This is a genomic window from Neobacillus cucumis, from assembly GCF_002860255.1.
Taxonomy (GTDB): Bacteria; Bacillota; Bacilli; order Bacillales; family Cytobacillaceae; genus Neobacillus; species Neobacillus cucumis_A.
Window position 1 is genome coordinate 17,931 of sequence record NZ_PGVE01000109.1, and the last position, 23,921, is coordinate 41,851.

At 37.8% G+C, this 23,921-nt stretch carries 25 protein-coding genes and 1 pseudogene; 22 read left to right on the top strand and 4 right to left on the bottom strand.

Annotation, left to right across the window (positions count from 1 at the left end; genetic code table 11):
• The 5 genes and pseudogenes from CVD27_RS27570 to CVD27_RS27590 all read left to right on the top strand — a co-directional run.
• Complete coding sequence (locus CVD27_RS27570; protein WP_101652482.1) at nucleotides 1-951, top strand: peptide ABC transporter permease; 951 nt, start codon at nucleotides 1-3, stop codon at nucleotides 949-951.
• Between the two features lie 164 nt (nucleotides 952-1,115).
• Nucleotides 1,116-1,658, top strand: coding sequence for an ABC transporter permease subunit (locus tag CVD27_RS27575; protein ID WP_101652484.1), 543 nt, complete (start codon nucleotides 1,116-1,118; stop codon nucleotides 1,656-1,658).
• 151 nt (nucleotides 1,659-1,809) lie between these two features.
• A complete protein-coding gene (locus tag CVD27_RS27580; protein ID WP_180960476.1) occupies nucleotides 1,810-2,562 on the top strand; it encodes a GTP cyclohydrolase II in 753 nt (250 codons plus the stop codon).
• Nucleotides 2,563-2,712: 150 nt separating this feature from the next.
• Nucleotides 2,713-3,663 (top strand): alpha/beta hydrolase, encoded by a 951-nt coding sequence (locus CVD27_RS27585; RefSeq protein WP_101652488.1) that lies wholly within the window; start codon nucleotides 2,713-2,715, stop codon nucleotides 3,661-3,663.
• 105 nt (nucleotides 3,664-3,768) lie between these two features.
• Nucleotides 3,769-4,021 (top strand): annotated as a pseudogene (locus tag CVD27_RS27590) (AMP-binding protein); the annotation flags it as partial.
• A 388-nt stretch (nucleotides 4,022-4,409) separates the two neighbouring features.
• Here the strand turns inward: CVD27_RS27590 and CVD27_RS27595 are convergent.
• Entirely contained in the window at nucleotides 4,410-5,387 is a 978-nt protein-coding gene (locus CVD27_RS27595) for a ring-cleaving dioxygenase (protein ID WP_101652490.1), read from the bottom strand.
• A 453-nt stretch (nucleotides 5,388-5,840) separates the two neighbouring features.
• Here CVD27_RS27595 and CVD27_RS27600 point away from each other — a divergent pair, with 453 nt between their 5' ends.
• From CVD27_RS27600 to CVD27_RS28455, 6 genes are all read left to right on the top strand, one after another.
• Entirely contained in the window at nucleotides 5,841-7,034 is a 1,194-nt protein-coding gene (locus CVD27_RS27600; protein ID WP_101652491.1) for a glucose-1-phosphate adenylyltransferase, read from the top strand.
• Nucleotides 7,035-7,163: 129 nt separating this feature from the next.
• Nucleotides 7,164-7,958: an HAD family hydrolase gene (locus CVD27_RS27605; RefSeq protein ID WP_101652493.1), complete on the top strand. Its 795-nt coding sequence runs from the start codon at nucleotides 7,164-7,166 to the stop codon at nucleotides 7,956-7,958.
• Between the two features lie 188 nt (nucleotides 7,959-8,146).
• Entirely contained in the window at nucleotides 8,147-9,025 is an 879-nt protein-coding gene (locus tag CVD27_RS27610; RefSeq protein WP_101652495.1) for a LysR family transcriptional regulator, read from the top strand.
• Nucleotides 9,026-9,152: 127 nt separating this feature from the next.
• Nucleotides 9,153-9,527 carry a CidA/LrgA family protein gene (locus CVD27_RS27615; protein ID WP_308301841.1) on the top strand — a complete coding sequence of 125 codons (375 nt, stop codon included), beginning with the start codon at nucleotides 9,153-9,155 and terminating at the stop codon, nucleotides 9,525-9,527.
• Entirely contained in the window at nucleotides 9,527-10,219 is a 693-nt protein-coding gene (locus tag CVD27_RS27620) for an LrgB family protein (RefSeq protein WP_308301843.1), read from the top strand. Before CVD27_RS27615 ends, CVD27_RS27620 begins: the two co-directional genes overlap by 1 nt.
• 165 nt (nucleotides 10,220-10,384) lie before the next feature.
• Nucleotides 10,385-10,552 carry a hypothetical protein gene (locus CVD27_RS28455; protein WP_180960477.1) on the top strand — a complete coding sequence of 56 codons (168 nt, stop codon included), beginning with the start codon at nucleotides 10,385-10,387 and terminating at the stop codon, nucleotides 10,550-10,552.
• A gap of 86 nt (nucleotides 10,553-10,638) precedes the next feature.
• On the opposite strand, the gene CVD27_RS27625 is transcribed toward CVD27_RS28455, so the two are convergent.
• The gene (locus CVD27_RS27625) at nucleotides 10,639-11,442 is read right to left on the bottom strand and encodes an HAD family hydrolase (protein WP_101652499.1); all 804 of its coding nucleotides are present in this window, start codon (nucleotides 11,440-11,442) and stop codon (nucleotides 10,639-10,641) included.
• A 173-nt stretch (nucleotides 11,443-11,615) separates the two neighbouring features.
• Here CVD27_RS27625 and CVD27_RS27630 point away from each other — a divergent pair, with 173 nt between their 5' ends.
• Complete coding sequence (locus CVD27_RS27630; RefSeq protein WP_101652501.1) at nucleotides 11,616-12,728, top strand: threonine aldolase family protein; 1,113 nt, start codon at nucleotides 11,616-11,618, stop codon at nucleotides 12,726-12,728.
• A gap of 105 nt (nucleotides 12,729-12,833) precedes the next feature.
• On the opposite strand, the gene CVD27_RS27635 is transcribed toward CVD27_RS27630, so the two are convergent.
• On the bottom strand, nucleotides 12,834-13,274 hold the full coding sequence (locus tag CVD27_RS27635; RefSeq protein WP_101652503.1) for a S1 domain-containing RNA-binding protein: 441 nt from the start codon (nucleotides 13,272-13,274) through the stop codon (nucleotides 12,834-12,836).
• A gap of 736 nt (nucleotides 13,275-14,010) precedes the next feature.
• On the opposite strand from CVD27_RS27635, the gene CVD27_RS27640 reads away from it, so the two are divergent.
• From CVD27_RS27640 to CVD27_RS27645, 4 genes are all read left to right on the top strand, one after another.
• Nucleotides 14,011-14,670: a carbonate dehydratase gene (locus CVD27_RS27640; protein WP_308301842.1), complete on the top strand. Its 660-nt coding sequence runs from the start codon at nucleotides 14,011-14,013 to the stop codon at nucleotides 14,668-14,670.
• Between the two features lie 126 nt (nucleotides 14,671-14,796).
• Nucleotides 14,797-14,937, top strand: coding sequence for a hypothetical protein (locus tag CVD27_RS28460; RefSeq protein ID WP_180960478.1), 141 nt, complete (start codon nucleotides 14,797-14,799; stop codon nucleotides 14,935-14,937).
• Between the two features lie 40 nt (nucleotides 14,938-14,977).
• A complete protein-coding gene (locus CVD27_RS28465; RefSeq protein WP_180960479.1) occupies nucleotides 14,978-15,121 on the top strand; it encodes a hypothetical protein in 144 nt (47 codons plus the stop codon).
• 150 nt (nucleotides 15,122-15,271) lie between these two features.
• Nucleotides 15,272-16,273 (top strand): LLM class flavin-dependent oxidoreductase, encoded by a 1,002-nt coding sequence (locus tag CVD27_RS27645; RefSeq protein ID WP_101652508.1) that lies wholly within the window; start codon nucleotides 15,272-15,274, stop codon nucleotides 16,271-16,273.
• Nucleotides 16,274-16,328: 55 nt separating this feature from the next.
• Here the strand turns inward: CVD27_RS27645 and serC are convergent, their stop codons facing one another.
• On the bottom strand, nucleotides 16,329-17,426 hold the full coding sequence (gene serC / locus CVD27_RS27650; protein WP_101652509.1) for a 3-phosphoserine/phosphohydroxythreonine transaminase: 1,098 nt from the start codon (nucleotides 17,424-17,426) through the stop codon (nucleotides 16,329-16,331).
• 380 nt (nucleotides 17,427-17,806) lie between these two features.
• Here serC and CVD27_RS27655 point away from each other — a divergent pair, with 380 nt between their 5' ends.
• The 6 genes from CVD27_RS27655 to CVD27_RS27680 all read left to right on the top strand — a co-directional run bounded on the left by CVD27_RS27655 (nucleotide 17,807) and on the right by CVD27_RS27680 (nucleotide 23,872).
• On the top strand, nucleotides 17,807-18,451 hold the full coding sequence (locus CVD27_RS27655; protein WP_101652511.1) for an SDR family oxidoreductase: 645 nt from the start codon (nucleotides 17,807-17,809) through the stop codon (nucleotides 18,449-18,451).
• 303 nt (nucleotides 18,452-18,754) lie between these two features.
• Entirely contained in the window at nucleotides 18,755-19,852 is a 1,098-nt protein-coding gene (locus tag CVD27_RS27660; protein ID WP_101652512.1) for an iron-containing alcohol dehydrogenase family protein, read from the top strand.
• A gap of 32 nt (nucleotides 19,853-19,884) precedes the next feature.
• A complete protein-coding gene (locus tag CVD27_RS27665) occupies nucleotides 19,885-20,874 on the top strand; it encodes an ABC transporter substrate-binding protein (protein ID WP_101652515.1) in 990 nt (329 codons plus the stop codon).
• A gap of 84 nt (nucleotides 20,875-20,958) precedes the next feature.
• Nucleotides 20,959-21,756 (top strand): ABC transporter permease, encoded by a 798-nt coding sequence (locus CVD27_RS27670; RefSeq protein ID WP_101652517.1) that lies wholly within the window; start codon nucleotides 20,959-20,961, stop codon nucleotides 21,754-21,756.
• 1 nt (nucleotide 21,757) lies between these two features.
• A complete protein-coding gene (locus tag CVD27_RS27675; protein WP_374703113.1) occupies nucleotides 21,758-22,588 on the top strand; it encodes an ABC transporter ATP-binding protein in 831 nt (276 codons plus the stop codon).
• 69 nt (nucleotides 22,589-22,657) lie between these two features.
• Nucleotides 22,658-23,872, top strand: a complete 1,215-nt coding sequence (locus CVD27_RS27680; RefSeq protein WP_101652519.1) for an aminotransferase-like domain-containing protein — start codon at nucleotides 22,658-22,660, stop codon at nucleotides 23,870-23,872.
• Nucleotides 23,873-23,921 lie beyond the last annotated feature (49 nt).

Below are 23,921 nucleotides of genomic sequence, written 5' to 3' on the forward strand. Positions count from 1 at the left end.
ATGCTTAGATTTTTGCTGAAAAAGAAAAGGTTCCTATTTAGTGCCATTTTTTTAATTACCTTATTTACACTAAGCATATTAAATACTGTATTAAATAATGGTGAAATTGCTCAAGTAAAATTTCATAGTGATAAAAAAGGGAATATTATTGATACTCCGACATATCCACCATTTACAGTATTTTTATCTGGTACCGATCGATATGGTTATAGTTTAGGGCACACAATGGTCGAAGGTGCAAAGTGGACCATAGGGATTGTAATTATTGTTGTCATTTTTAGGATGCTCATATCCATTTTATTAAGTTCTTTCATATATTCATTAAATCATCGAATTTACAATAATATTAAAACTCTATTTGAGCCGATTTCAGTTGTACCGCAAACTATTATTGCTTATTTTATTTTACACAGTGTGTTATGGATGACGATCGATGGATTTAAGAATCCTTTTTGGGAGCGCGCCTTATTTGAAACTTTTATTTTAGTTATTATTGCCATCCCAACTTTAACCATTCATCTCTCCACTGAAATGAGGCTAGTCAACAATGAAACGTTCATTGAGGCTTCCAAAATCCTCGGATCTAATAAGCCATATATCTTTTTTAAACATATTATCCCTCACGTCTATGAAAAATGGATCCTATTATTTGGCCAGCAATTTATCCAATCTTTGCAGCTGCTTGCACATCTTGGTTTTATGGAGCTTTTTTTTGGAGGAACATATGTACCTTATGGCGCTGCAGCAGATGAACCGCCACATTCTGTTTCGTATGAATGGTCCGGAGTAATCGGCGGAAATATCAGTTATCTTTATACGGATTCATGGATAATATTAGTGCCGATTGGCTTTTTTATCGTTACGGCTGTTAGTGTTGCGTTGATCAACGATTCCATTAAGGCTTATTTTCATAGCAAAACAATGGTTCAATTAAAGAAAAGTACAAATTAAGTTTTATTTGAACTGTCAACAGAAGGGGATAGGTAATATGGCCTTTTTATTAAAAAGAAAACGATTCGTGATAAGTGCCCTATTTTTGGTCACATTAGTTACATGGAGTATCCTACACGCTGTCATATATAAAGATGGTATCCCACAAGTAAGATTTCATAGTGATGAAAAAGCAAATTCAGTCAAAGGCTCCATATCCGCCTTTGACTGAATTTGCATTAGGCTCTGACCGTTATGGGTATGATCTTGGATATGTCATGATTGTGGGGGCAAAATGGACGATTGGTATCACTCTGATTGTCGTCATTTTTCGAATGCTATTTTCCATTATCATTAGTTCGTTTATATACTCACTTAACAATAAAATTTTTAATATCATTAAAACGATATTTGATCCATTTTCGGTGGTGCCTCAGACCATCATCGCTTATTTTATCCTGTTCAGGATTTTATGGATGCCTTCAGATGGATTTCATACGCCTTTTTGGCAACGAGCGGTATTTGAAACCTTTATACTTGTCATACTTGCCATCCCAAATGTAACGGTTCACATTTCAAGTGAAATGAGGCAAGTTGAGAAGGAATTATTTATTGAGGCATCAAAAACACTTGGCTCGAGTAAACCTTATATCTTTTTTAAACATATCCTCCCACATGTTTACGAAAAATGGATCCTTTTATATGGCCAGCAATTTATTACTAAATGATTCAATAAGGGCTTATTTTCAGTACAACACAAAGGTACATAAGAAGAATAACAAAAAGCTTAAATCGGTAAGCTAATTCTTCTTTTGTGGAAACTTCCAAGAATGCCAAAAGAATTGTAGTTAACACTATAATAAAAAGGAGTGCTTGAACTTGAAACAGACACTCGATTCTAAAGTACTTTCTGTCTTGGAAGATAAGATCCAATTAATTAAAACAGATAAAGGTGCCATCTATTTGGTAGGCCCCATCCGTTTACCTGTCAATTTGTATGGAGAAACAGTTGTTTTTAAATGGTACTGTTGGCTTAATTGTGATGAAGTAACAGAGGATTTTCAAAGAATTATTGAAAAATTATCTTCAGTAAACTTGGCTGAACTACAACAATCCAGCGTTTTGGCATATGGAGACTTTGAATATGGAGACGATGCCATTATTCGTTTTCATTCCATCTGCCACACAGGAGATATTTTTGGAAGTAAGCGATGTGATTGCGGCTTCCAATTAAAGCAATCCATGAAAATGATTGTTGAACATGGGACGGGTGCATTATTTTATCTTGCAAACCATGAAGGTAGAGGAATCGGTCTATTTAGTAAGGCCATGGCTTATATTTTGCAAGAGAATGGCTATGACACCGTGGAGGCAAATGAAGCACTTGGCTTCGTTGATGATTCTAGAAATTATGGGGATGCTATTCGTGTCCTTAAAGCATTACGACCGAAACCAGTCACCTTAATTACCAACAATCCTAAAAAGCTTAAGGCGTTAAAAGATGCAGGACTAGAGGTTTCAGGAAGAGAACCTCTATGGGGGGATATATCGGAATACAACGAGAAGTATTTGAAGACGAAAATCAATAAGTCTGGACACCTGAATGATGAGGGGACTTGTTGTAATGACTAATGGATCACTGTAAATAATTGAAATGCAGAGCTAATCTAGATTTAGATTAGTTCTTTTTTTTTGAAAACGATTACTATTTTTGGAGGATATTATAATTTTATATCGAATTATAAAATTGTAATTTTATTCCATTTGAAAGAGGGCGAATAGATGTCTCTTGATCTGCAAACCAAAGCGTTATTAGATTACTTAGCGTCTTTAGGTACTCCGCCATTAGAAACCTTAACACCACAGTTGGCAAGAAAAGCATTCCAGCTTCCTAGAGGAGAAATCGAACCAGTAGGAAAGGTGGAAGATCGTACCATACCGGGACCAGAGTGTGATATACCAGTTCGAGTCTATTACCCAAAAGAGCCTCAAACAAGTTTCCCAGCACTCATTTATTACCACGGCGGTGGCTGGGTGGTTGGCGATATAGAAACGCATGATAATATCTGCAGGGCTTTAACAAACCTCGCAAACTGTGTAACCATTTCTGTGGGTTATCGACTAGCTCCGGAACATAAATTCCCTGCGGCAGTTTATGATTGCTTTACAGCTGTGGAATATGTGTTTGAACATGCGGAAGAGTTTCAAGTAGACCCAACAAGAATTGCTGTTGGAGGGGATAGCGCCGGAGGGAATCTTGCTGCAGTCATCTCAAATCTTTCAAGAGACAAACAAAAGCCTCCTATTTGTTTTCAATTACTTCTTTATCCAGCGACTAACATATGGGGTGAGCCAACTCCATCGATGCTTGAGAATGCGGAAGGTTATTTTTTAACTAAAGGGACGATGGAATGGTTTCTTACCTGTTATTCCAATGGGGAAGAGGAGGATAAAGGTAATCCACTCTTAGCACCGATTTTTTATGAGAATTTCAGTGGACTGCCGCCTGCCCTTGTAATTACGGCAGAATATGATCCACTTCGGGACGAAGGGGAGCTTTATGCGAAAAAGCTAGAGGAAGCGGGTGTGAAGGTAGAGTTAGTCCGCTTTGATGGGACGATTCATGGATTCATGAGCATGGCTTCGGTTATTGCTCTAGGAAAAGCTGCGCTAGAAAAATCTGGCCAAGCTTTGAAAGCTGTTTTTTACCCAATAAAAAGCCCTATAAAATAAATCACTCTATTAAAAAAACATATGCTTCGAATGCATATGTTTTTTTGAAAAAATTAAAATGTAGATTATGAGGAATTTCTTCAGCATGCCAAGGGAAAAGATGATTTTCCTGCGGTAGAAATCGATGAAAATCCAGCTGCTTACATTGAATTACACTAGTGGAACGACTTCCAATCCGAAAGGAGTAATGCTGACCCATCGTGGAAATTACATGAATGCTGCTAATTTCATGTATCACCTGGGTGTAAAAAAGGATGATGTGTATCTTCATACCTTGCCAATGTTTCATACAAATGGCTGGAGCGGGGTATGGGCAATTACGGCAGCAGGTGGTACCCATGTCTGTTTACGAAGTCTCCATGCGTGGTTGCGTCTTTACTTTAATTTCCTTTGCTTTTGGATCGTTCACAAGCAGAAGCGTTACCAAAAACAGCAACGGGTAAACTTCAAAAATATCGTCTGCGAGAAATGTATTGGAAAGGGTCTAAGAAGGTTAATTAAGGTTTTATCTAAGGTTCTGTTTACCGATATTGTTGTTTTTTATATTCTGTTGATTGGAGCGGAAGGCGCTCGACTCCTGCTGGAGTACGGGGCAGGGGAGACCCCACAGGCGCTAATGCGCCAAGGAGGCTCCCCGGCACGCCCGCGGGTTTGCTGAGCGCCTGGAGCGAAATCAACAGCCAAATATAACAGAGCCAATATTAAAAAGGCAGTGATTTTCTAGAAAAATCACTGCCTTTTTCTATTTATTCTTTTATGAATTCTTTGGTGCTTCTGACAGTATCGATGGGGCGGACCAATCTTTCAATTTGTTCACGTTTTGGCTCAAGGAATGGTGGTAAGGATAACTTTTCTCCAAGAGTTTCATAAGGTTCATCTCCCATAAATCCAGGACCGTCTGTCGCAAATTCAAATAAAATTTGCGGGGCCACACGAGCATATAAGGAACCGAAGAAATACCGGTCAACAAATCCCGAAGTCTGGAAACCGAAGCCTTCTATCCTTCTTGTCCACTCATCCAATACAGATCGGTCCTCCACTCGAAAGGCCGCATGGTGAACAGTTCCAAAACCTTGCTGAGCAGGAGGAAGAATGGCATTATATTCGACAACAACCTGTGCGCCATTCCCACCTTCACCGACTTCAAATAGATGGAAGGACTCTTCTTGGGCTATTTCTTTAAACATGAGGACTTTTTCCATCATTTCTTTAAAATAATCAAAGTTTGCCACACGGACAAAGATAGGTCCTAATCCTGTAATGGCATATTCCAATGGAATCGGTCCTTTTTTCCAAGGAGTACCACTTGCAACTCCTTCATTTTTTTCATCTGAAATTAATTGATAGTGTTGGTCATCAAAATCAACAAAGGATAATGTCTTTGTTCCAAACTGTTCTTTTATGCCAGTATGCTTGACTTCTAAGCGGTCGAATCGCTTTACCCAATATTCTAACGCAGCGTCACTTGGCACGCGGAAGGATGTTTTATAAATCTCATTTGTTCCATGAACCCCTTTTGGAATCCCTGGAAAATCGAAAAACGTCATATCCGTACCAGGGCTTCCTGAATCATCTGCAAAAAATAGATGGTAAGTTTGGATATCATCTTGGTTAACGGTTTTCTTGACAAGACGCATTCCTAGTACATAAGTGAAAAATTGATAGTTTTTTTCGGCGCTGCTCGTTATGGCTGTAACATGGTGAATACCTTTTAAATGATTCATATCATTACACTCCTATATTTGTATTTAGTCATAATAATTCCAATTAAAAAATAAACCAAGCAGATAAATCTCAAAATAATTTATCTTTAATTCGAGATAAATTTATCATAAACATATCATTTTTGTCAAATTAAATCACCTTAACTAAATTTAGAATAACTTTACAGGGTCTAAAATATGCAAATATAATCATTTTCCAAACGTTTGAAGTGTTAATTTTATGTAAATAGGTCTTATTGGAGGAGGGAACTGTTGAATGAAATTGTGACAATAATAGCCAATTCTAGACGGTAGAGATCTTTTTCTGTCGATAAAAAAGCTACCTTCCTTCACAAAGCTGTAACAGGTTGGCCGGAAAAAAGGAAAAAAACGGAGATAATAAAAGTATAAACAGTAAGAATTTACCTTTACGGACGAACAGTGGATAAAAATAATGAAAAGGGGAGGTAAACGATGAAAAAACAAAAGTGGATTGCATTACTGTTGGCTGGTGGTAAGGGAACAAGATTAAATCTTCTTACAAAAACACTTGTTAAACCCGCGGTACCTTTTGGCGGGAAGTATCGTATTATTGATTTTGCTCTAAGTAATTGCAGGAATTCAGGAATTGAATCAGTGGGGATTTTGACACAATATAGGCCGTATGAGCTTCATGCCCATCTTGGCCGCTGCAGTTATTGGGATAATTATAACCGTTATGGAGGTCTTACGATTTTACCACCCTATTCAAGGAATGATTCAGGAGTAGAATGGTACGAAGGTACAGCCCACGCAGTATTCCAAAACATTGAGTTTATTGAACAATATGAACCAGATCATGTCTTAGTAGTTTCTGGAGACCAAATCTATAAAATGGATTATTCTTTGATGTTAGAACAGCATTTAGAAACACATGCTGATTGTACGATTTCCGTAGTGGAAGTTCCATGGGCAGAGGCCACCCGTTTTGGATTGATGAAGATTGATTCGAAAACTTTTCAAATAACCAGTTTTGAAGAAAAACCCAAAAATCCGACATCTAACTTGGCATCGATGGGGATTTATATTTTTAATTGGCCAATTTTAAAAGAATATTTGTTACGTGAAGAACGAAAGGAATTTAGTCACAGGGATTTTGGCAAGGATATTATTCCATCCATGTTGTATGATGGTTTACAACTTTATGCTTATTGTTTTGATAAGTATTGGAAGGATGTTGGAACTGTCCATAGTTATTGGAAAGCGAACTTGGATTTGTTAACAGGTGAAAAAAATATTTTTTTACAAGACCCAGAATGGAAAATTCATACTGCCTACTATAATGAACCGCCCTTATATTTTGATGAACGGGCTAAGATGCATCAAAGCATTGTAAGCGAAGGCTGTGAGATTTATGGGACCGTAGAAAATTCAGTCTTGTTTAGCGGTGTAAAAGTAGGGAAAGGTTCTAGGATTATTAATGCTGTTATTTTGCCTCAGACTATTATTGGAGAGAATGTTTGGATCGAAAATGCCGTGGTGGGAAGCCAAGCAAAGATTATGGATGGAGTCATAATCGTTTCAAAGAATGCAGATGCTCATTTAATGGTAGTTGGTCATAAAGAAATTGTTGACCCGGCAATACAAGACTTTACCGGTACAAACAAGGTAATTTCAGTTGTCTCTTAGCTTTTACAGAAGGTGTGTGACACAATATACACATACCTTCTTTATTTTTTTAAAATTAAAGAAATATTTTGTTTTTGGCTCGTAAAATGGTAAACTATTAAAAATAATCTTACTAGAGGAGTTAGCAAAATGATAAAAGCGATATTTTTCGATTTAGATGACACACTTCTTTGGGATCAAAAGAGTGTGAAGGAGGCCTTTACAGCTACATGCAAAGTGGCCGAGGAACGATATGGAGTAGATGCTGAAAAATTAGAAGAAGCGGTTCGGGAAGCAGCGAGGACCATTTATTCCTCTTATGAATTTTATTCCTTTACTCAAATGATAGGGATTAATCCGTTTGAAGGATTATGGGGGAACTTTTCTGATGAAAATCTTGAGGATTTTAAAAAAATGAACGTAACCGTACCTAGCTACAGAAAAGATGCCTGGACTGCTGGTTTAAAGAAAATGGGCATCGATGATCCTGATTTCGGCTATGAGTTAGCAGAGCGTTTCCCACAGGAGCGAAGAAAGAGCCCGTTTGTTTACGAAGAAACATTCGACATTCTAGACTCTTTAAAGGGACAATATCAGCTTCTTCTATTAACCAATGGTTCACCTGAACTGCAAAATACAAAATTAGAAATCACACCAGAACTTGTTCCTTATTTTGACCAAATCGTCATCTCCGGTGATTTTGGAAGAGGAAAGCCTGATCCGTCCATCTTTGAACATGCACTGTCCCTTATGGAATTGCAGAAAGATGAAGTCATTATGGTTGGAGATAATCTGATGACAGATGTTTTAGGTGCAAACCGTGCCGGAATCAAAACCGTTTGGATTAACCGTCATGAAAAAGAGAGAAATGAAGTCATTCCTACCTATGAAATTAAGCATTTGGAAGAGCTTTTTCCAATCTTAGCGGAGCTAAAGGAAAAATAAACCATCTATAATTTGTGAATTTTTTTCTGCGGCTATTTTTGCTGACACTATAAATAATTAATCAGCATCTCCACTTTGTGGGGATGTTTTTTATATAGAAAAAACAAATGTGCGGAAGGATTTATTTATTCGCCCTAATAATCCATTATAATAATAGTTACTAAGTTTTTGACATGAGGTGTTTATGATTGGAATTACGACAACTTAAATTATTTTCTGAAGTAGCGAAGTATAAAAGTATTACAAAAGCTGCCGAGACCATGCATTTGTCACAGCCCGCTCTGAGCAAGTCCATCATGGCATTGGAGGAAGAACTGGGCATGACGTTAATCATACGTTCCAATAAAACGAGCGATTTAACAGATGCCGGAAAAATTGTGCTGGAATATGCCCAAAAGATGAATGGTCTTTTAGATGAAATGAAAACTACTCTAAACGATATGACCAATTTAACTAGAGGGCAAATTAATATTGGACTGCCGCCGTTTATTGGAAGTTTATTTTTTCCAAGGGTGATGGCGAAGTTTCATCACAGTTTCCCTAATATCGAACTTAATATTACGGAATATGGCGGTGCAAGGGTTGTTAAAAGTGTGGAGGAAGGAGAGTTCGAATTAGGTGTTGCCGTCCTGCCAATTGATGAACAGCAGTTTGATATTTACCCTATCGTTGAAGAGGAAATGAAGCTGTTGGTTTACCAAGACCACCGTTTAGCTATGAGAAAAAAGGTCGATATGGAAGAACTAAGAGATGAAGAATTTATTTTCTACCATGAAGAGTTTGCCCTTAATCAAATCATGAGGAACCACTGTATCGCGGCAGGATTTGAACCAAAAATCTTGTTTAAAAGCTCCCAATGGGATTTGATGGCAGAGATGGTGGCGGCAAATCTTGGTATCACGATCCTTCCGCATTCTATTTGCAATCGGGTTTTTAACAATGAGATTGAAGTTATTGACCTAAAGCAAAAAATTTTGTGGCGATTGGCAGTGCTTACAAAAAAAGACAGATATATCTCAAATGCAGGCAGGACCTTTATTGATTTTATTTTGAAGGATCCATTATAACTTTTAGTTATAGAAATGATTCTTAATATGTATTTTACGAATGATAATTAAGAGCGTAGGATTACTCTATAGTTAATTTCGTAAAGCCAAAAGGAGATTATTTCTCCTTTTTTATATAGAAAGGATCATGACGATGAGACTGGGAGTAATTGTAATACAAGTATTATTTTTGCATGTTTTTTTATTTTTAGGAGCTGCTATTAAAGAAGTGTTTCCACTTCCCATTCCGGCTTCGATGTTTGGTTTATTCCTGCTGTTTCTTGCACTCTTTTTTAAAATTATCAAGCTGGAGTGGGTAGAAAAAGGGGCCAACTGGTTATTAGCCGAGTTGTTACTGTTTTTTATCCCATCAGCAGTAGGGATTGTGAATTATGATGAGATTTTAAGCTTACAAGGAGCCGAGATTGTCGGGTTAATTGGGATTAGTACAATTATAGTCATGGGAATGACAGCCGTTACGGCTGAAAAAATAAGTGGACGGAAAAGGAGTGAACAGCATTGATGATGATGGTATTTACCATAGCGACGTATCTTCTCTATCGTTTTTCAAAAATGGCTTATAGTAAATGGAGTATGCCGTTTTTTCATCCATTGCTGCTATCACCGATTTTGTTAATTGTTCTAATTTCCGTTACTCATGTTTCTGCAAATCAATACTTGCATGCATCAAAGTGGCTGACCCATTTACTTGGACCGGCGACGGTTGCCTTTGCCGTCCCAATTTATAAAAACTTAGCTGTGATTAAAAAATACATTGGGACCATACTTGTTAGTATCACCTTTGGTACCCTGGTAGCGATTTTTTCCACCTATGGGTTATCTAAATTGTTCCATCTAAATAATGATTTCCTAATTTCCATTTTACCAAGGTCCATTACGACTCCTATAGCGATTGAGGTTTCGAAGGAAATTGGTGGTCTGCCAACATTAACAACGGTCTTTGTCATTATAACAGGGATTGTTGGCGGGATCGTCGGTCCTTCGGTCATTAAAGGACTGTCGATAAAAACACCAATAGCCAGAGGTCTCGCTTTGGGTATGGGAGCCCATGGTGTTGGGACGAACAAAGCTATGGAGTACGGGAAGCAAGAAGCAACCTTTTCATCCTTAGCGATGATTTTTGCAGCATTAATTACTTTAGTTTGGGGCGCGCTATTAATTCCTTCTTTAATGAATTTCCATCATATTTTATAGAAAACACAAATGGCCGTCATTTCTGATAATGACGGTTTTATTTTTTAATATCCAGTCATGCGGGATATCGTTAAAATTAATTATAACTAATGGGATTTTTAAGGGCTAAAGAAAAAGGTGAAAACATACAATGAAGGGGTTGTTCTTTTAGGGGGAGGAAGATCAATGCTCCGAAATGTGATTGTTGTCAGGGATAATGAGGAAAGCGTCAAGAATGCCATCAGAGAGATATTACGGTCTAGGTATAAGGGGCATGAGGTCGCACTCGATTTAACAAGAATTACGGATAAAGAGAGAAAAAGAGAAATTATGAAAAAACTTACGAGTTTCTAATATACGAGAGGCAAAGAGATGCCTTTTTTTATTGCAAAAAAAGGGGAACGAGTGTTATGAGTACTCATTTCCCCGATAGTAAATATTTAGTCTAATAAGCCTAAGAGACGGCGAACTGCATATGCAAATCCGTCTTCGTCATTGCTTTTAGTTATAACATCTGCCGCCTGTTGTACCTGCATGGGGGCATTCGCCATTGCTACGGCTGTGGTCGCTACTTCAAATTGAGCGATATCATTGCCGCCGTCACCAAAAGCAATAATCTCATCAAAGTTAAGGTTCATCATTTCTTGGTAACGTAATAATGCCTTCCCTTTATGGGCCTCATTTGAAGTGATTTCCACATTATTTGGATGCGAGGACGCCATGGAAATAGGGAATTTTCCGTCTAATGCTTTTTTTACTTCGTCAATTTTCTCTAATTGGTCAGGGTGAACGAGAGCAATTAGTTTGTAAATTTTTAAATCTTCTATTTCGAGAATTTGATCATAGTTGAATTCATGAAATAGTTGGTCAAGTTCTTGTCTGCTTTTGTCATGCAATGGTGGCAAAGTCGAAGGTAAGCCTCCATGGTTGGTGTATACAAGGATACCTACATTCATTTCTTTTAAAATAGAAAAAATGTCTTTATACACATCGATTGATAAGGTAGCTTCAAATAGAAGCTCTCTATCTGCTGAGAATAATACAGAGCCATTGATGCAAAAAATGGGCATCTTCATCTTCTTGACCGCTTCTAATTTAATTACGTCCGCAAACGCACGGCCAGTGTTTAATATCAAACAATGACCTTGTGCTTGTAGTTCGTTTAAAACTTTCACACTCTCTTCGGTAATTTCATGCGAAGAATTTAATAACGTACCGTCTAAATCAATTGAAATACATTTCATGGGTGCCTTTTAGTCCTTTCCACTATACATAAAATTACTATATCAGATTTAAATTAGCGCTGCCATGATTACCTACAGTGATTTTTTAATTAAAGGGTTTTAAGAAAATTTTTTTAATAGTATGATGAGTGAGGGATTAATGGTTAAAAGGTTTTTAGAAGGAGCGGCTAACATTGAACGAGTGTATGAGTTTATTAAAGGCTTTTAAACAAACAGAGTATCGATTAGGCGGGCACGGCCCGAGAGATCTTCAAATGTTAAAAAGGGCATTAATGGACCTTGATGATCAGCTAGAGAGTGATATGTACGGGAAAGGGCAGGTAATGGAAGATTTTGAAACAAAAATGGCCCATTATCTTGGAAAAGAAGCTGCTGTGTTTTTTCCGAGTGGAACGATGGCCCAGCAAATCGCTTTGCGGATTTGGTGTGATCAAAAAGGAATTAAAAAGGTGGCCTATCATCCATTATGTCATTTAGAAATCCATGAAGAAGACGGATTAAAAGAATTGCACCACATTCATCCGATTTTACTTGCTGAAGAAGACCGAGTTATTCAGTTAGAAGATGTCATGGGGTTAAAGGAAGAAATCGCGTGCTTATTACTGGAATTACCGCAGCGGGAAATAGGCGGGCAACTGCAGGAATATCAAACTTTAAAAGCCATTTCAGCCTATTGTCGTGAAAAGGGGATTAAACTGCATTTAGATGGTGCCCGGCTGTTTGAGATTTTGCCCTATTATCAAAAGTCAGCTAAGGAAATAGCGGAACTCTTTGATAGTGTTTATGTATCCGTTTATAAAGGGCTAGGCGGAATTGCTGGAGCAATTCTTGCAGAGGACAAGGAATTTACAAAGAAATCAAAAGTATGGAAAAGGCGCCATGGCGGTGATTTAATCAGCCTCTATCCTTATATTCTTAGTGCGGACTATTATTTTGAGAAGCGAGTCGGAAAAATGCAACAGTATTTTGGAGAAGCGAAAGAACTAGCGGGCTTCTTTAATCAATGTCATTCGGTTTATACCACTCCTTTGGAACCAGTCTCTAATATGTTCCACGTCCATTTAGATCTATCAAAAGAGGAATTGGAACCAATTTTAGTTGAACTTATTCAAGAAACTGGTATTGGCTTTAGCAGTTATCTCAAAGAACTAAACAGCAGGGCATGTTACTTTGAATTAGGAATTGGCGATATGTTTGCTAAAATTCCAAAAGACAAACTAAAGAACGCCTTTGCCTTACTAGATAAAAAACTAAAGGAATTTAACACTAAAAACAGTGTGGAGTAGTGCAAAATGGTGACAGGCACCATTTTTACTATAAAGAGAAAGGCAAGCTTCTTTATATGAAGCTTGCCCTTTGATTTATATGAGATTTATTAGCAGGTGCGAAGCTTAGCCGCGTCTGCCGCCTCGGCCGCCGCGTTTTGTTTCGGTGTTGCGTTTGAGGCTTGATAAATTCTCTTCACTAGACTTTAAGAACTTAGCCATTTTGTCTTCAAAGCTTTCCTTTGGTTTGAAGTTTCCTTTTGGACGGAAGTCTTTTGAACGGCTATCCCCTCTGCCCTGACGTTGTGGGCGTTGAGTTGTTTGTCCTTCAGGACGATCGATTGCTTTTTTAATGGATAAGGCAGTTTTTCCGTCTTTCTCACTAATTACTTTTACTTCCACTACATCGCCAATCTTAAGATGATCGTTAACATCCTTTACATAGCTATCTGCAACCTCACTAATATGCACTAATCCAGTCGTGCCTCCTGGCAATTCCACAAATGCTCCAAAATTAGTGATACCGGTTACTTTACCTTGTACTTTACTGCCTACTTCAACTGACATAAAAATATGTTTCCCCCTCATAAATGTTAAAGACACTTTATTATATCAAAAACTTGAGAAAAATAACATAAACTCTATCTCTTCTATTTTGCCAATTCATCCCTAGTTTGTAACAGTGTATCAAAAAATAGATTGACAACTCTGTTCTTACCTCACAGATCATTCCTATTATCACGTAAAAGGTTCACAGGAATGTAACAACTATACTAAAATACATGGGAAGCCACGGAAATAATAGTAGTGTAATGAAATGCAATGAACCAAGCATATTCCGATTAGGGGAGTATTTCTACCAAGGAGGTGGAATTGGTTCACTGAAAATTGAAAGATCAATTGCCGGTAGAAAGGAGGACCATTATTTTATAAACCCGGTTAAAAATCGGAATTAGTGTTGGAGACGAATTGTTTTGCATTTCATTTTCATTATGGCGGGAGCTGAGCACAGCTAGAATAATAAGTTTTCGTCATAATAGCAAAACGTTATGTCTTAAAGGTAGTTATGTTGCTTGCCATAGAAACTGACAAACAAACTTTATCAGATGGCTGTTTATCCAATGGTTTGCCTCTTCTTAAACAGCATAAATGTATGAAAAAGGGAGATGCCAATGAAATAATTACAATAACAGGCGGGTCTGCCGAATTGCTGACTCGCTTTTTCCATTGGTTTTGTAATGATTTTCACTGATATAACGTATAAGTAGTATGAAGATCAAATCACTTTTATTGGAAAGGGGAAGTGTTTTTGACGAATCCATACGGACCATACAATATTTATAGCTACTTTATAGGTACTAACCCTCCAACCTCCATAAATCCTAATCCAATTTTTCCTAAAATAAAAAAAAACGCTTTTCTTAGTCCATTCACCTTTGTTGTTGGAGATGTGACGATCCTTGATAACACCTACATCGCCCCTTTTGTAAGTATACGTGCTGACGAGGGGACCCCTTTTTATATTGAAAGTGATTGTAATTTACAGGACGGCGTCATCCTGCACGGTTTAAAAAACAAATATGTCGAAGTGAATGGAAAAAACTACTCTATTTATCTTGGCAAAAGGGTTTCATGTGCCCATGGTTCGCTGATTCATGGGCCTTGTGAGATTGGTCAAGATGTATTTATAGGGTTTAAAGCGACTGTATATAACGCATTTGTGGGAGCAGGATGCTTCATTTCCACGGATGCGGTTGTTACAGGCGGGGTAACACTAAAGCCGAATAGCTTTGTACCACCCGGTGCCCACATTGATACACAAGCAAAAGCAAATAGACTAGTTAAGGTGCCTAAAAATGAAGAAGAATTTGCAAAAGAGGTACAAAGGGTGAACCAAGAGTTTCCATCGGCCTATTCCGTGCTATTCGGTAAAACCAAGTGTTCTTGTGGGTTAAGGTATTGATTCTGAAGTCTTATCCTGAATATTTCTTGTCAAACCTTTAGATTTTCTAGAGGTTTTTTAGCATACATAAAAAGAATGAACAGAATGATTCCGAACATAATAAATAACGAAAAGGAGGCGAGTGCTATGGATGGAAAATATAATACGAATGATGACGCCAATGTGGAACTAAAAAACGCACTTAGAAATAGCCCACCAAAGAAAAACCCTTTCATGAGTGAGGCAGAGTATAAATTAAAGATTCTTGGGTGGGGCAAGAAAAAATAAGTAAACCAGGAAGGCTAAATCTCGGCTTGGAGGTGAAGAAATGCCAAGAAACAATCCAGTTGAGTATACAGGCAGAGTCCTAGATCAAAGAAATGATCTTACTGGTCCTAATGACGGAAAGGCTGATTATCCTGAACGGCCAAAAAATGTTCCAATTCAAGACCCAAATAATAAAGATAAATAATGATAGAAGGCTGCCATTGCGGCAGTCTTTTATCTTTCAAAAAAAACGACTGTCATTATTGATTTAGCATAACCTAAGCATATATATTTGTTTCCCTTATATCAATTGTTACTATAGAAATGAATCTTCAAAATGAAAGGAATCTTTGATATGGCAACAATTCATATACCTGTATCGGTGTTAAATCTTGCCCCCATCCGCGAGGGCCAAGATTCCAGACAAGCGATAGAGTCAATGGTAGACCTTGCTCAGGCCGTCGAAAACATGGGCTATCAACGCTATTGGATTGCGGAGCACCATAATACGGCAACACTGGTCAGTTCAGCAACATCTATTTTGATTCAGCATACGTTAGAACATACAAATAAAATTCGCGTAGGGTCCGGAGGAATCATGCTGCCTAACCATGCACCGCTTGTGGTTGCTGAGCAATTCGGAACGATGGCTACCATGTTTCCAGACCGAGTTGATCTTGGCCTTGGCCGTGCACCTGGAACTGATATGATGACGGCAAATGCCTTAAGACGTTCGAAAAATGACTCTGTTTACACTTTCCCTGAGGACGTACAGGCATTGCTTACTTATTTTGGAGCAATCGAGCAGCAAAGTTATGTAAAAGCATATCCTGGGGTTGGTACAGATGTTCCGATTTACATTTTAGGCTCCTCTACGGATTCTGCTTATCTCGCCGCAAGTTTGGGTCTGCCTTATGTATTTGCTTCCCACTTTGCGCCACGGTATATGGAAGAGGCCATTTCCATTTATCGTGAACGATTCCAGCCATCAGAGTACTTGGACAAACCGTATATGATGGTCTGTTTAAATGTCATTGCGGCAGAAACGGATGAGGAAGCCTCATTGATGTCAACCACTATGAAGCAGTTTTTCCTAAACGTCGTCCGCGGTACACAAAATCCGTTGCGTCCGCCAGTTGAAAATTTAGATGAACTTTGGAGTCCGATGGAAAAAGAGATGGCTTCATCCATGTCGAGTGTTACGTTTTTAGGAAGCAAGGAAACGGTCCGTCAGCAATTAACGAATTTCCAAGAGAAATATGGCGTCGATGAGTTTATGGCGGTTTCTTATATCTTTGATCCTGATAAACAAAAGCGTTCATATGAGATTTTTAAGGAAATCGTTGACGGGAAATGACATTACCTGGAACATAAAAAAATCACCCTCTGTAAAAGTTCAGAGGGTGATTTTTTTAGTTATTATCTTTTTGAAATTGAGTCATAAATTCACTGAATGCTTGGCACGCTTCAACCGGAACAGCGTTGTATGCGGAAACGCGGCATCCGCCGATCGAACGGTGACCGTTTACTCCGACAAAACCTGCTTGTTTCGCCTGGTCTAAGAATTTCTTCTCCAGTTCCGGAGTTTTTAGGTTAAAAGTAAGATTCATCAGTGAGCGGCTGTCTTGGTCCGCGTGACCAATGTAGAAACCGTTGCTGCCGTCAATTACTGAGTAAATAAGGTTTGCCTTTTCCTCGTTACGCTTTGCGATGGCTTCTAAACCACCTAAATCACGTGCCCAGTTTAGAACTTCTCCCAGCATGTAAATACCAAAGGTTGGAGGTGTATTATAAAGGGAGTTATTTTTCGCATGTGTGCTGTACTTTAACATTGTTGGAATATTTGTGTTTGCACTTTCAAGGAAATCCTTGCGAATAATAACAACTGTTACACCTGATGGACCTAGGTTTTTCTGTGCACCTGCATAAATAAGAGCAAACTTGCTAACATCAATTGGCTTAGAAAGAATATCACTAGACATATCTGCAATTAGAGGAACATCTCCCGTATCAGGGAAGTCCTTCCACTGTGTACCATAAATTGTATTATTTGAGGTCAAGTGTACATATGCATCCTCTTTGTCATACTGTAATTCATTAATAGTAGGAATGCTGCGGTAATTACCTTCTTTTGTAGAAGCAGCATGATAAACCTCACCAAATAATTTTGCTTCGGAGAAGGCTTTTTCTGACCAAGAACCTGTCATTACATAACTAGCTTTTTTTCCTGGTTGTAAAAAATTCATCGGAATCATTGAAAATTGAAGGCTGGCTCCGCCTTGAAGAAAAAGAACTTCATGGGTATTAGGAATGGCTAACAGTTCTTTTAAGCTGCTAATCGCCTGATTATGTACTTCTTCATATGGGCGGCTGCGGTGGCTGAGTTCCATTACTGACATGCCTGTACCACGGAAATCGATTAGTTCCGCCTGAGCTTTTTCTAAGACTGAAAGAGGTAATGCAGAAGGGCCAGCATTAAAATTGTAAGTACGTTGGACTTGTAATTTCACTATTCTCACTCCATCTATTTGGTTTATTACGACTATAACATAGATTCAATTTTCGGAAAATAAATTTTAGTCTATTCTGGGAAGTTATTTTGCAAAAATTTATTATTAGCAAAATGGAAACGTTTTATTAGGGGGGAATGTGAATTTTTTGTGAAATATTAACACGAATTACTATATAGATTTATGTCTGGCTAATTCAAGTGACTTTGGAAAACGACGAAAATCTTTAGGAGCATTAATTTTTAAAATTAAAAATAAAGTTTTCCAAAATGCCTACGGTATAATTCAAGACGGAGTCATTTATTTTTGTAGCTAAAGTATGTTTTTTCTTTAATATTAGAAATAATATAAACAAAAATATACAAAAAAGGAGTTTGATCATGAAGGTTTTTGTCGTTGGTGCACATGGGAGAATCGGTAATCAACTCATCGGATTATTATCACAAACGAATAAACATACAGTCAAAGCTATGGTTCGCAAAGAAGAACAGACCAATGGTTTACAAACATTAGGTATTGAGACAGCAATAATCAATTTAGAGGATAGTGTCGAGGAAATTGCAAACGGGGCCAAGGGATGTGATGCGATTGTGTTTACCGCTGGCTCTGGAGGACATACAGGTGCAGATAAGACACTTTTAGTCGATCTGGATGGTGCAGTGAAAACAATAGAAGCAGCGGAAAAGGCAAAAATTAAACGCTTTATCATGGTTAGTGCACTTCAAGCACATCGAAGAGAAAACTGGCGTGAAGCGATAAAGCCCTATTATGTGGCAAAGTATTACGCTGATAAAATACTCGAGCAAAGTAATTTAACCTACACAATCATTCGTCCAGGCGGACTATTGGACAATAAAGGTACCGGCCATATATCAGCTGCAGTGGATATTGCCAGTGGGACGATTTCTCGTGAAGACGTAGCGAAAACAATTATCGCTTCATTAGAAGAAGGCAATACTTTTTATAAGGCGTTTGACCTTGTTTCTGGAGAAATTCCTATTACTGAAGCATTAAAGCTTATCTAAAAATTACCTGGAACAATAAAAAAGACCCGGATATTTACTGGGTTTTTCATATGCTTATTCATAGCCCTGAGTTTATTTCTATTCAATATGAAGTAATTTTATATAATATTTTGAAGCGAAAAAATTATCCCTGGATTACTTTAATTGATTACTATATGAAAGTAGTTGGATAATTATCAATAAGTAATTATTAAAATAAGATTAAGAATATTTTTACAATATATTGACATAAAAAAGACAAACATTTATATTAATAGAATATTATACATAAATATACATAATTTAAGAGAGGGATTGTTGAATATGTTCGTAACAGTCGGGCCAGGGCAATATCATAGAAAAACTGGATTATTATCGGATGCTGGGTTATACATAAAAAAGCTTGGAACGACTGCCGTACTTATCGGAGGAAATACGAGCCGTCAAGTCATTGAAGGACCACTCCGGCAAAGCTTATCCGAACATGGAATAACATTGAAACAATCTTTGTGGTTTGGGGGAGAGTCCTCACAAACGAATATTAATAGATTGATTGAACAATTAAAGAATGAAAACTTTGATGTACTCATTGCTGCCGGCGGTGGTAAAGCGCTCGATACAGTGAAAGCAGCAGCCTACTATTTGAATAAGCCGTTAGTAGCTATCCCAACTATCGCCGCTACCTGTGCGGCCGCTACACCAATTTGTATTCTCTACAGTGATGAAGGAGAATTCTTAAAAATCGGGAGAAATTCTAAAGTTCCAGAATTAGTCTTAGTGGACACAAATATTATTTTGGATGCACCTGTTCGCTATTTAATAGCTGGGATCGGAGATACATTAGCTAAATGGTTCGAAACAAAATGTTCGATAAAAAAAGCCAGTCCAAATGCCATTAATCAAACTGCGATTGCCATAGCGGGCCAGTTATATCAAACTTTGATCAAAAGTGGGACAAAAGCGGTCAGCTCGATTCATGAGCAAAAATTAACGAATGAACTTAATGACATAATCGATGCCATTATTTTAGTCAGTGGAAGCGTGAGTGGCTATGGCGGAGACGATTGCCGAACAGCAGCTGCCCATGCGATTTATTCAGGTTTAACTATCTTTCCGGAAATTCACGATACTTATCATGGAGAAATTGTCGCTTTTGGGATATTAGCACAGTTATGTATGGAAGGTACGGCAGAGGAAGAAGTAAAGGCATTAATAAACTATTACCAACAGGTTGGTTTGCCTTACACTCTACAACAGATGGCAATCAAGAGTTTAACTAATGATCAATGGAAAGAGTTAGGTGAAATTACGGTTACGATTGAAGATATGGCGAATATGCCATTTGAAGTAACACCTGAAATGGTGATTACCTCTGTCCGTCAAGCAGACAAAATCGGTACTGATATGTTGGCAATAGTTTAATAATTACACAGAAAAAATAGGGGGATTTATTAATGAAAAAGTGGTTAGTTTTATTTTGTTCAATGATGTTGTTTTTTGCTTTAACAGCTTGTGGGAAAGACCAAGCATCCAGCAGTGCTGAAGGTAAAAAATCATCGGAGCCATTAAAGGTGACACTGCCAACTTGGACAGGTTATGGTCCATTATTTTTGGCAAAAGAAAAAGGCTTTTTTAAGAAAAATGGAATTGATGTTGATCTTTCAATCGTAGAAGGTTTAGCAGAGCGTAAGCAAGCATTAGCTAGTGGGAAAATCGACGGTATGGCAACTGCACTTGACGTTCAAGTAACACTGGCAGCATCAAAGATTCCAGTACAGGTTGTTTGGGTATTAGATGATTCTCACGGCGGAGACGGTATTCTTGTTAAAAATGGCATCAATAGTGTTAAAGATTTAAAGGGCAAAAAGGTTGCTTTTGAAGTAGGGTCAACTAGTCATATGCTAGCATTAACAGCTTTAAAACAAGGTGGATTAACAGAAAAAGACGTAGAAGTTGTTCAAATGTCTGCAGGTGACGCTGGTGCAGCTTTTGCAGCAGGTAAAGTAGATGCAGCGGTAACTTGGGAGCCATGGTTATCAAAAGGTTCTGAAGCAAATGGAAAAGTATTATTATCAACAAAAGATTTACCAGGAATTATCGTTGACACGATTAGCTTTAAAAAAGACGTCATTAAAAATCGTCCAGATGATGTGAAGGCGTTTGTAAAAGCAATGGGTGAAGCGATGCAATATTGGAAAGATCATAAAGATGAAGCAGATGAAAGTATGGCTAAGGGATTAAAAATCGATACAAAAGAATTTGTTGGAACAGAATCAGGCCTGAAGTTCTTTACAAAAGAGGATAACAAAGAACTGTTTGGTACTGACAACAGCAAGGGATCCATCTACAAATCAACTGATAATGCAATTCAGTTTTATAAAGAGCAAGGTATCATAAAGAATGAACCTAAAGCAGAAGAGATTATTAACCCAAGTTTTCAGTAATAGGTAATTGTAGTACAAAACGGCCTAATATATGAGTCTTCATATATTAGGCTTTTTAACAGATTGATAGAGTGGGTGAGTATAATGTTGGCAAAATTATTTACGCCTAATAAGGAGATTCCAAAAGGTTTTTATTCGACCGCCGGATTCGTTACCTTCTTTGTATTTTTAGCCGTTTGGTGTGTACTAACATATGGAGGGATTGTTAATCCATTGTTTTTACCAACACCGACCAATGTATTGGCAACTGGTGTTGATTTATTTATCAATGGAGACCTGCTTTCTGATATTGGAATAAGTTTTTCTAGGGTACTCATTGGATTTTTAGCTGCGGCAATTATTGGAATCCCTCTAGGTATCTTAATGGGTTCATTAAAAATCATGGAAGGTGCGTTCGAACCAATCATTGGCTTTATACGATACATGCCAGCATCTGCATTTATTCCATTATTAATATTATGGATCGGCCTTGGAGAGCCAGAAAAGATGAGTGTGATTTTCCTAGGTACCTTTTTTCAATTAACGCTTATGATTATGGATGTAACGAAAAATGTGCAGAATGACTTAATTGAAGTTTCTTATACTCTAGGGGCTAAGAGAGGCCAAGTATTTACTAAGGTCATTTTACCCGCGGCTCTGCCAGGGATTGTAGATACGCTCAGAATTACATTTGGGTGGGCTTGGACTTATTTAGTTGTAGCTGAAATTGTCGGTGCTTCAAGTGGTTTAGGCTATATGATCATGCAGGCCTCCCGTTTCCTCCAGCCTGATAAAATTATTGTTGGTATTTTAATTATTGGTTTATTAGGGCTGTTAACAGATATGATCTTTAAGGCCATTTATCGCGCTTCATTTTCATGGATGAGAAAGGATGGTTTATAGGATGGTCACGGCGGCAACGAAAAATGAGGAAATTAATATAACTCAGTCTAATTTGGCAATGCCAAAATTAGAAATTAAAAATGTCGGCAAAGTTTTTAAAACGAAAAGTGGAGAGACGACGGCCTTGGAGAAAACCTCATTTACAGTGACAGAAGGCGAATTTGTAACGATACTGGGGCCGTCAGGATGTGGGAAATCAACAGTTTTACGAATTGTAGCAGGTTTAGAGGAAGCTTCGTCTGGTGAAGTATTGCTTGATGGACAGAAGATTAATGGTCCGGGGCCTGATCGTGGGATGGTGTTTCAATCTTATACGCTATATCCATGGTTAACTGTTAAAGAAAACATCACCTTTGGCTTAAAATTACAAGGTGTTTCGCAAAAAGAACGTGACGATGTAGCTCGTCATTACTTACAGTTAATCGGACTCGAAGGATTTGAGAAACATTATCCTATTCAATTATCAGGTGGTATGAAACAGCGGGTGGCAATCGCTCGTGCGTTGGCAAATAACCCCAAAATCCTTTTAATGGATGAGCCATTTGGTGCACTTGATGCGCAAACAAGAAATATTATGCAGGAAGTTCTTTTGAAAGCATGGGAAGAGTCGAAGAAAACCATTTTGTTTATTACCCATGATGTAGAAGAATCGATTTTCCTTGCTGATTCGGTGTATGTAATGACAGCAAGACCAGGACGTTTAAAGAAAAAGGTTCCTATTACATTGGAAAGACCAAGGGATTTTAGTGTCAAAGGTACGGTAGAATTTGCAAAATATAAAGAAGAGTTATTATCGCTCATTAGGGAAGAGAGTTTAAAGGCGATCAATTAATTCAGTTAAAATTTGGATTTAATATAAACTATCAGTTTCTTTTAAGATTAGTGAAAGGTGTCTGTTAAGGTGAAAATCGAATCTTTTTTTTCAAATAACATAAAAGAGGCACTTAAGAACAATCCTCCGGGAGAATGGATGCCAAAGCTGCCAGAGGAGTGTATCCGCCTGAGCTCTGGTTATCCAGATCCCTCACTGGTTCCATCTCAAAAAATTAAGGAAGCTGTATCTAAACTTCTTGACGAGGAACAGGATTTGCCTCTTCACTATCTCGGAAGTCCACGTATTAAAAAACTACATCAACAAATACAGAAGCGATTGGCAGAGCGTAAAATGAATGTTCAGGATGAAGAGCTGTTAATAACTTCTGGTGCCTGCCAAGCAATTGATTTAATTGCCCGAGTCTTGATTGATGAGAGCTCTTTAGTTGTGGTAGAAGCTCCAACCTATATGGAAGCATTAGAGATATTTCAAAACTATACGAAACAAATTATTAACATACCAATTGATGAAAACGGGCTTCAAACGAATGTATTAGAAGAAATATTAAAGGATAGAAGACGAAAAAATCTTTCGCTTCCAAGGATTTTATATACCATTCCAACTGCACAGAATCCAACCGGAACGACTCTTGAATGGAACCGTCGGAAGCATCTTGTTAAATTAGCTGAAGAATTTAATTTTCTTATCGTAGAAGATGATGCATATGGTGAGCTCTCTTTTGAAGATGATCCGCAGTCACTAAAAGCAATCGATTCTTCTGGAAGAGTGCTTCATGTAGGTTCATTATCAAAAGTAGTGGCTCCGGGAATGCGTATCGGATGGATTGCTGGAAATCGGGAGTTTATATCGGCATTTACATGGTTTAAAAAAGATTTAGATCATCCATTTGCTCAGGCAACAATGGCCTCGTATTTAGAGGGAATTGCTTTTGAAGAACGTCTTAAGATGTTAAAAGAGCTATATCATAAGAAGTGTGATACTTTAATTAAGGCATTAAGGGATCATTTTCCTGAATCGGTTACCTGGTATGTGCCGAGCGGAGGTTACTTTGTTTGGGTGCGTATTTCTGGAATAGATACTTTAGAACTCTTAGAACATTCCCTGGGCAAGGGCGTTTCATTTATTCCGGGAAAATATTTCTTCTTAAACCAACAGGATGGAACAGAATTTCTCCGTCTCTCATTTTGTTATGAAGGCGAGGCTGAAATTATCGAAGGGATAAAACGCTTGGGACAGATTATTATGGAGCAATTAAAATTTACTTCTTCATTATTAAAATAGGTTATGGGTTCGACTCCTTTCGAGCGCGTAAACAAAAAAGCAGTGGATT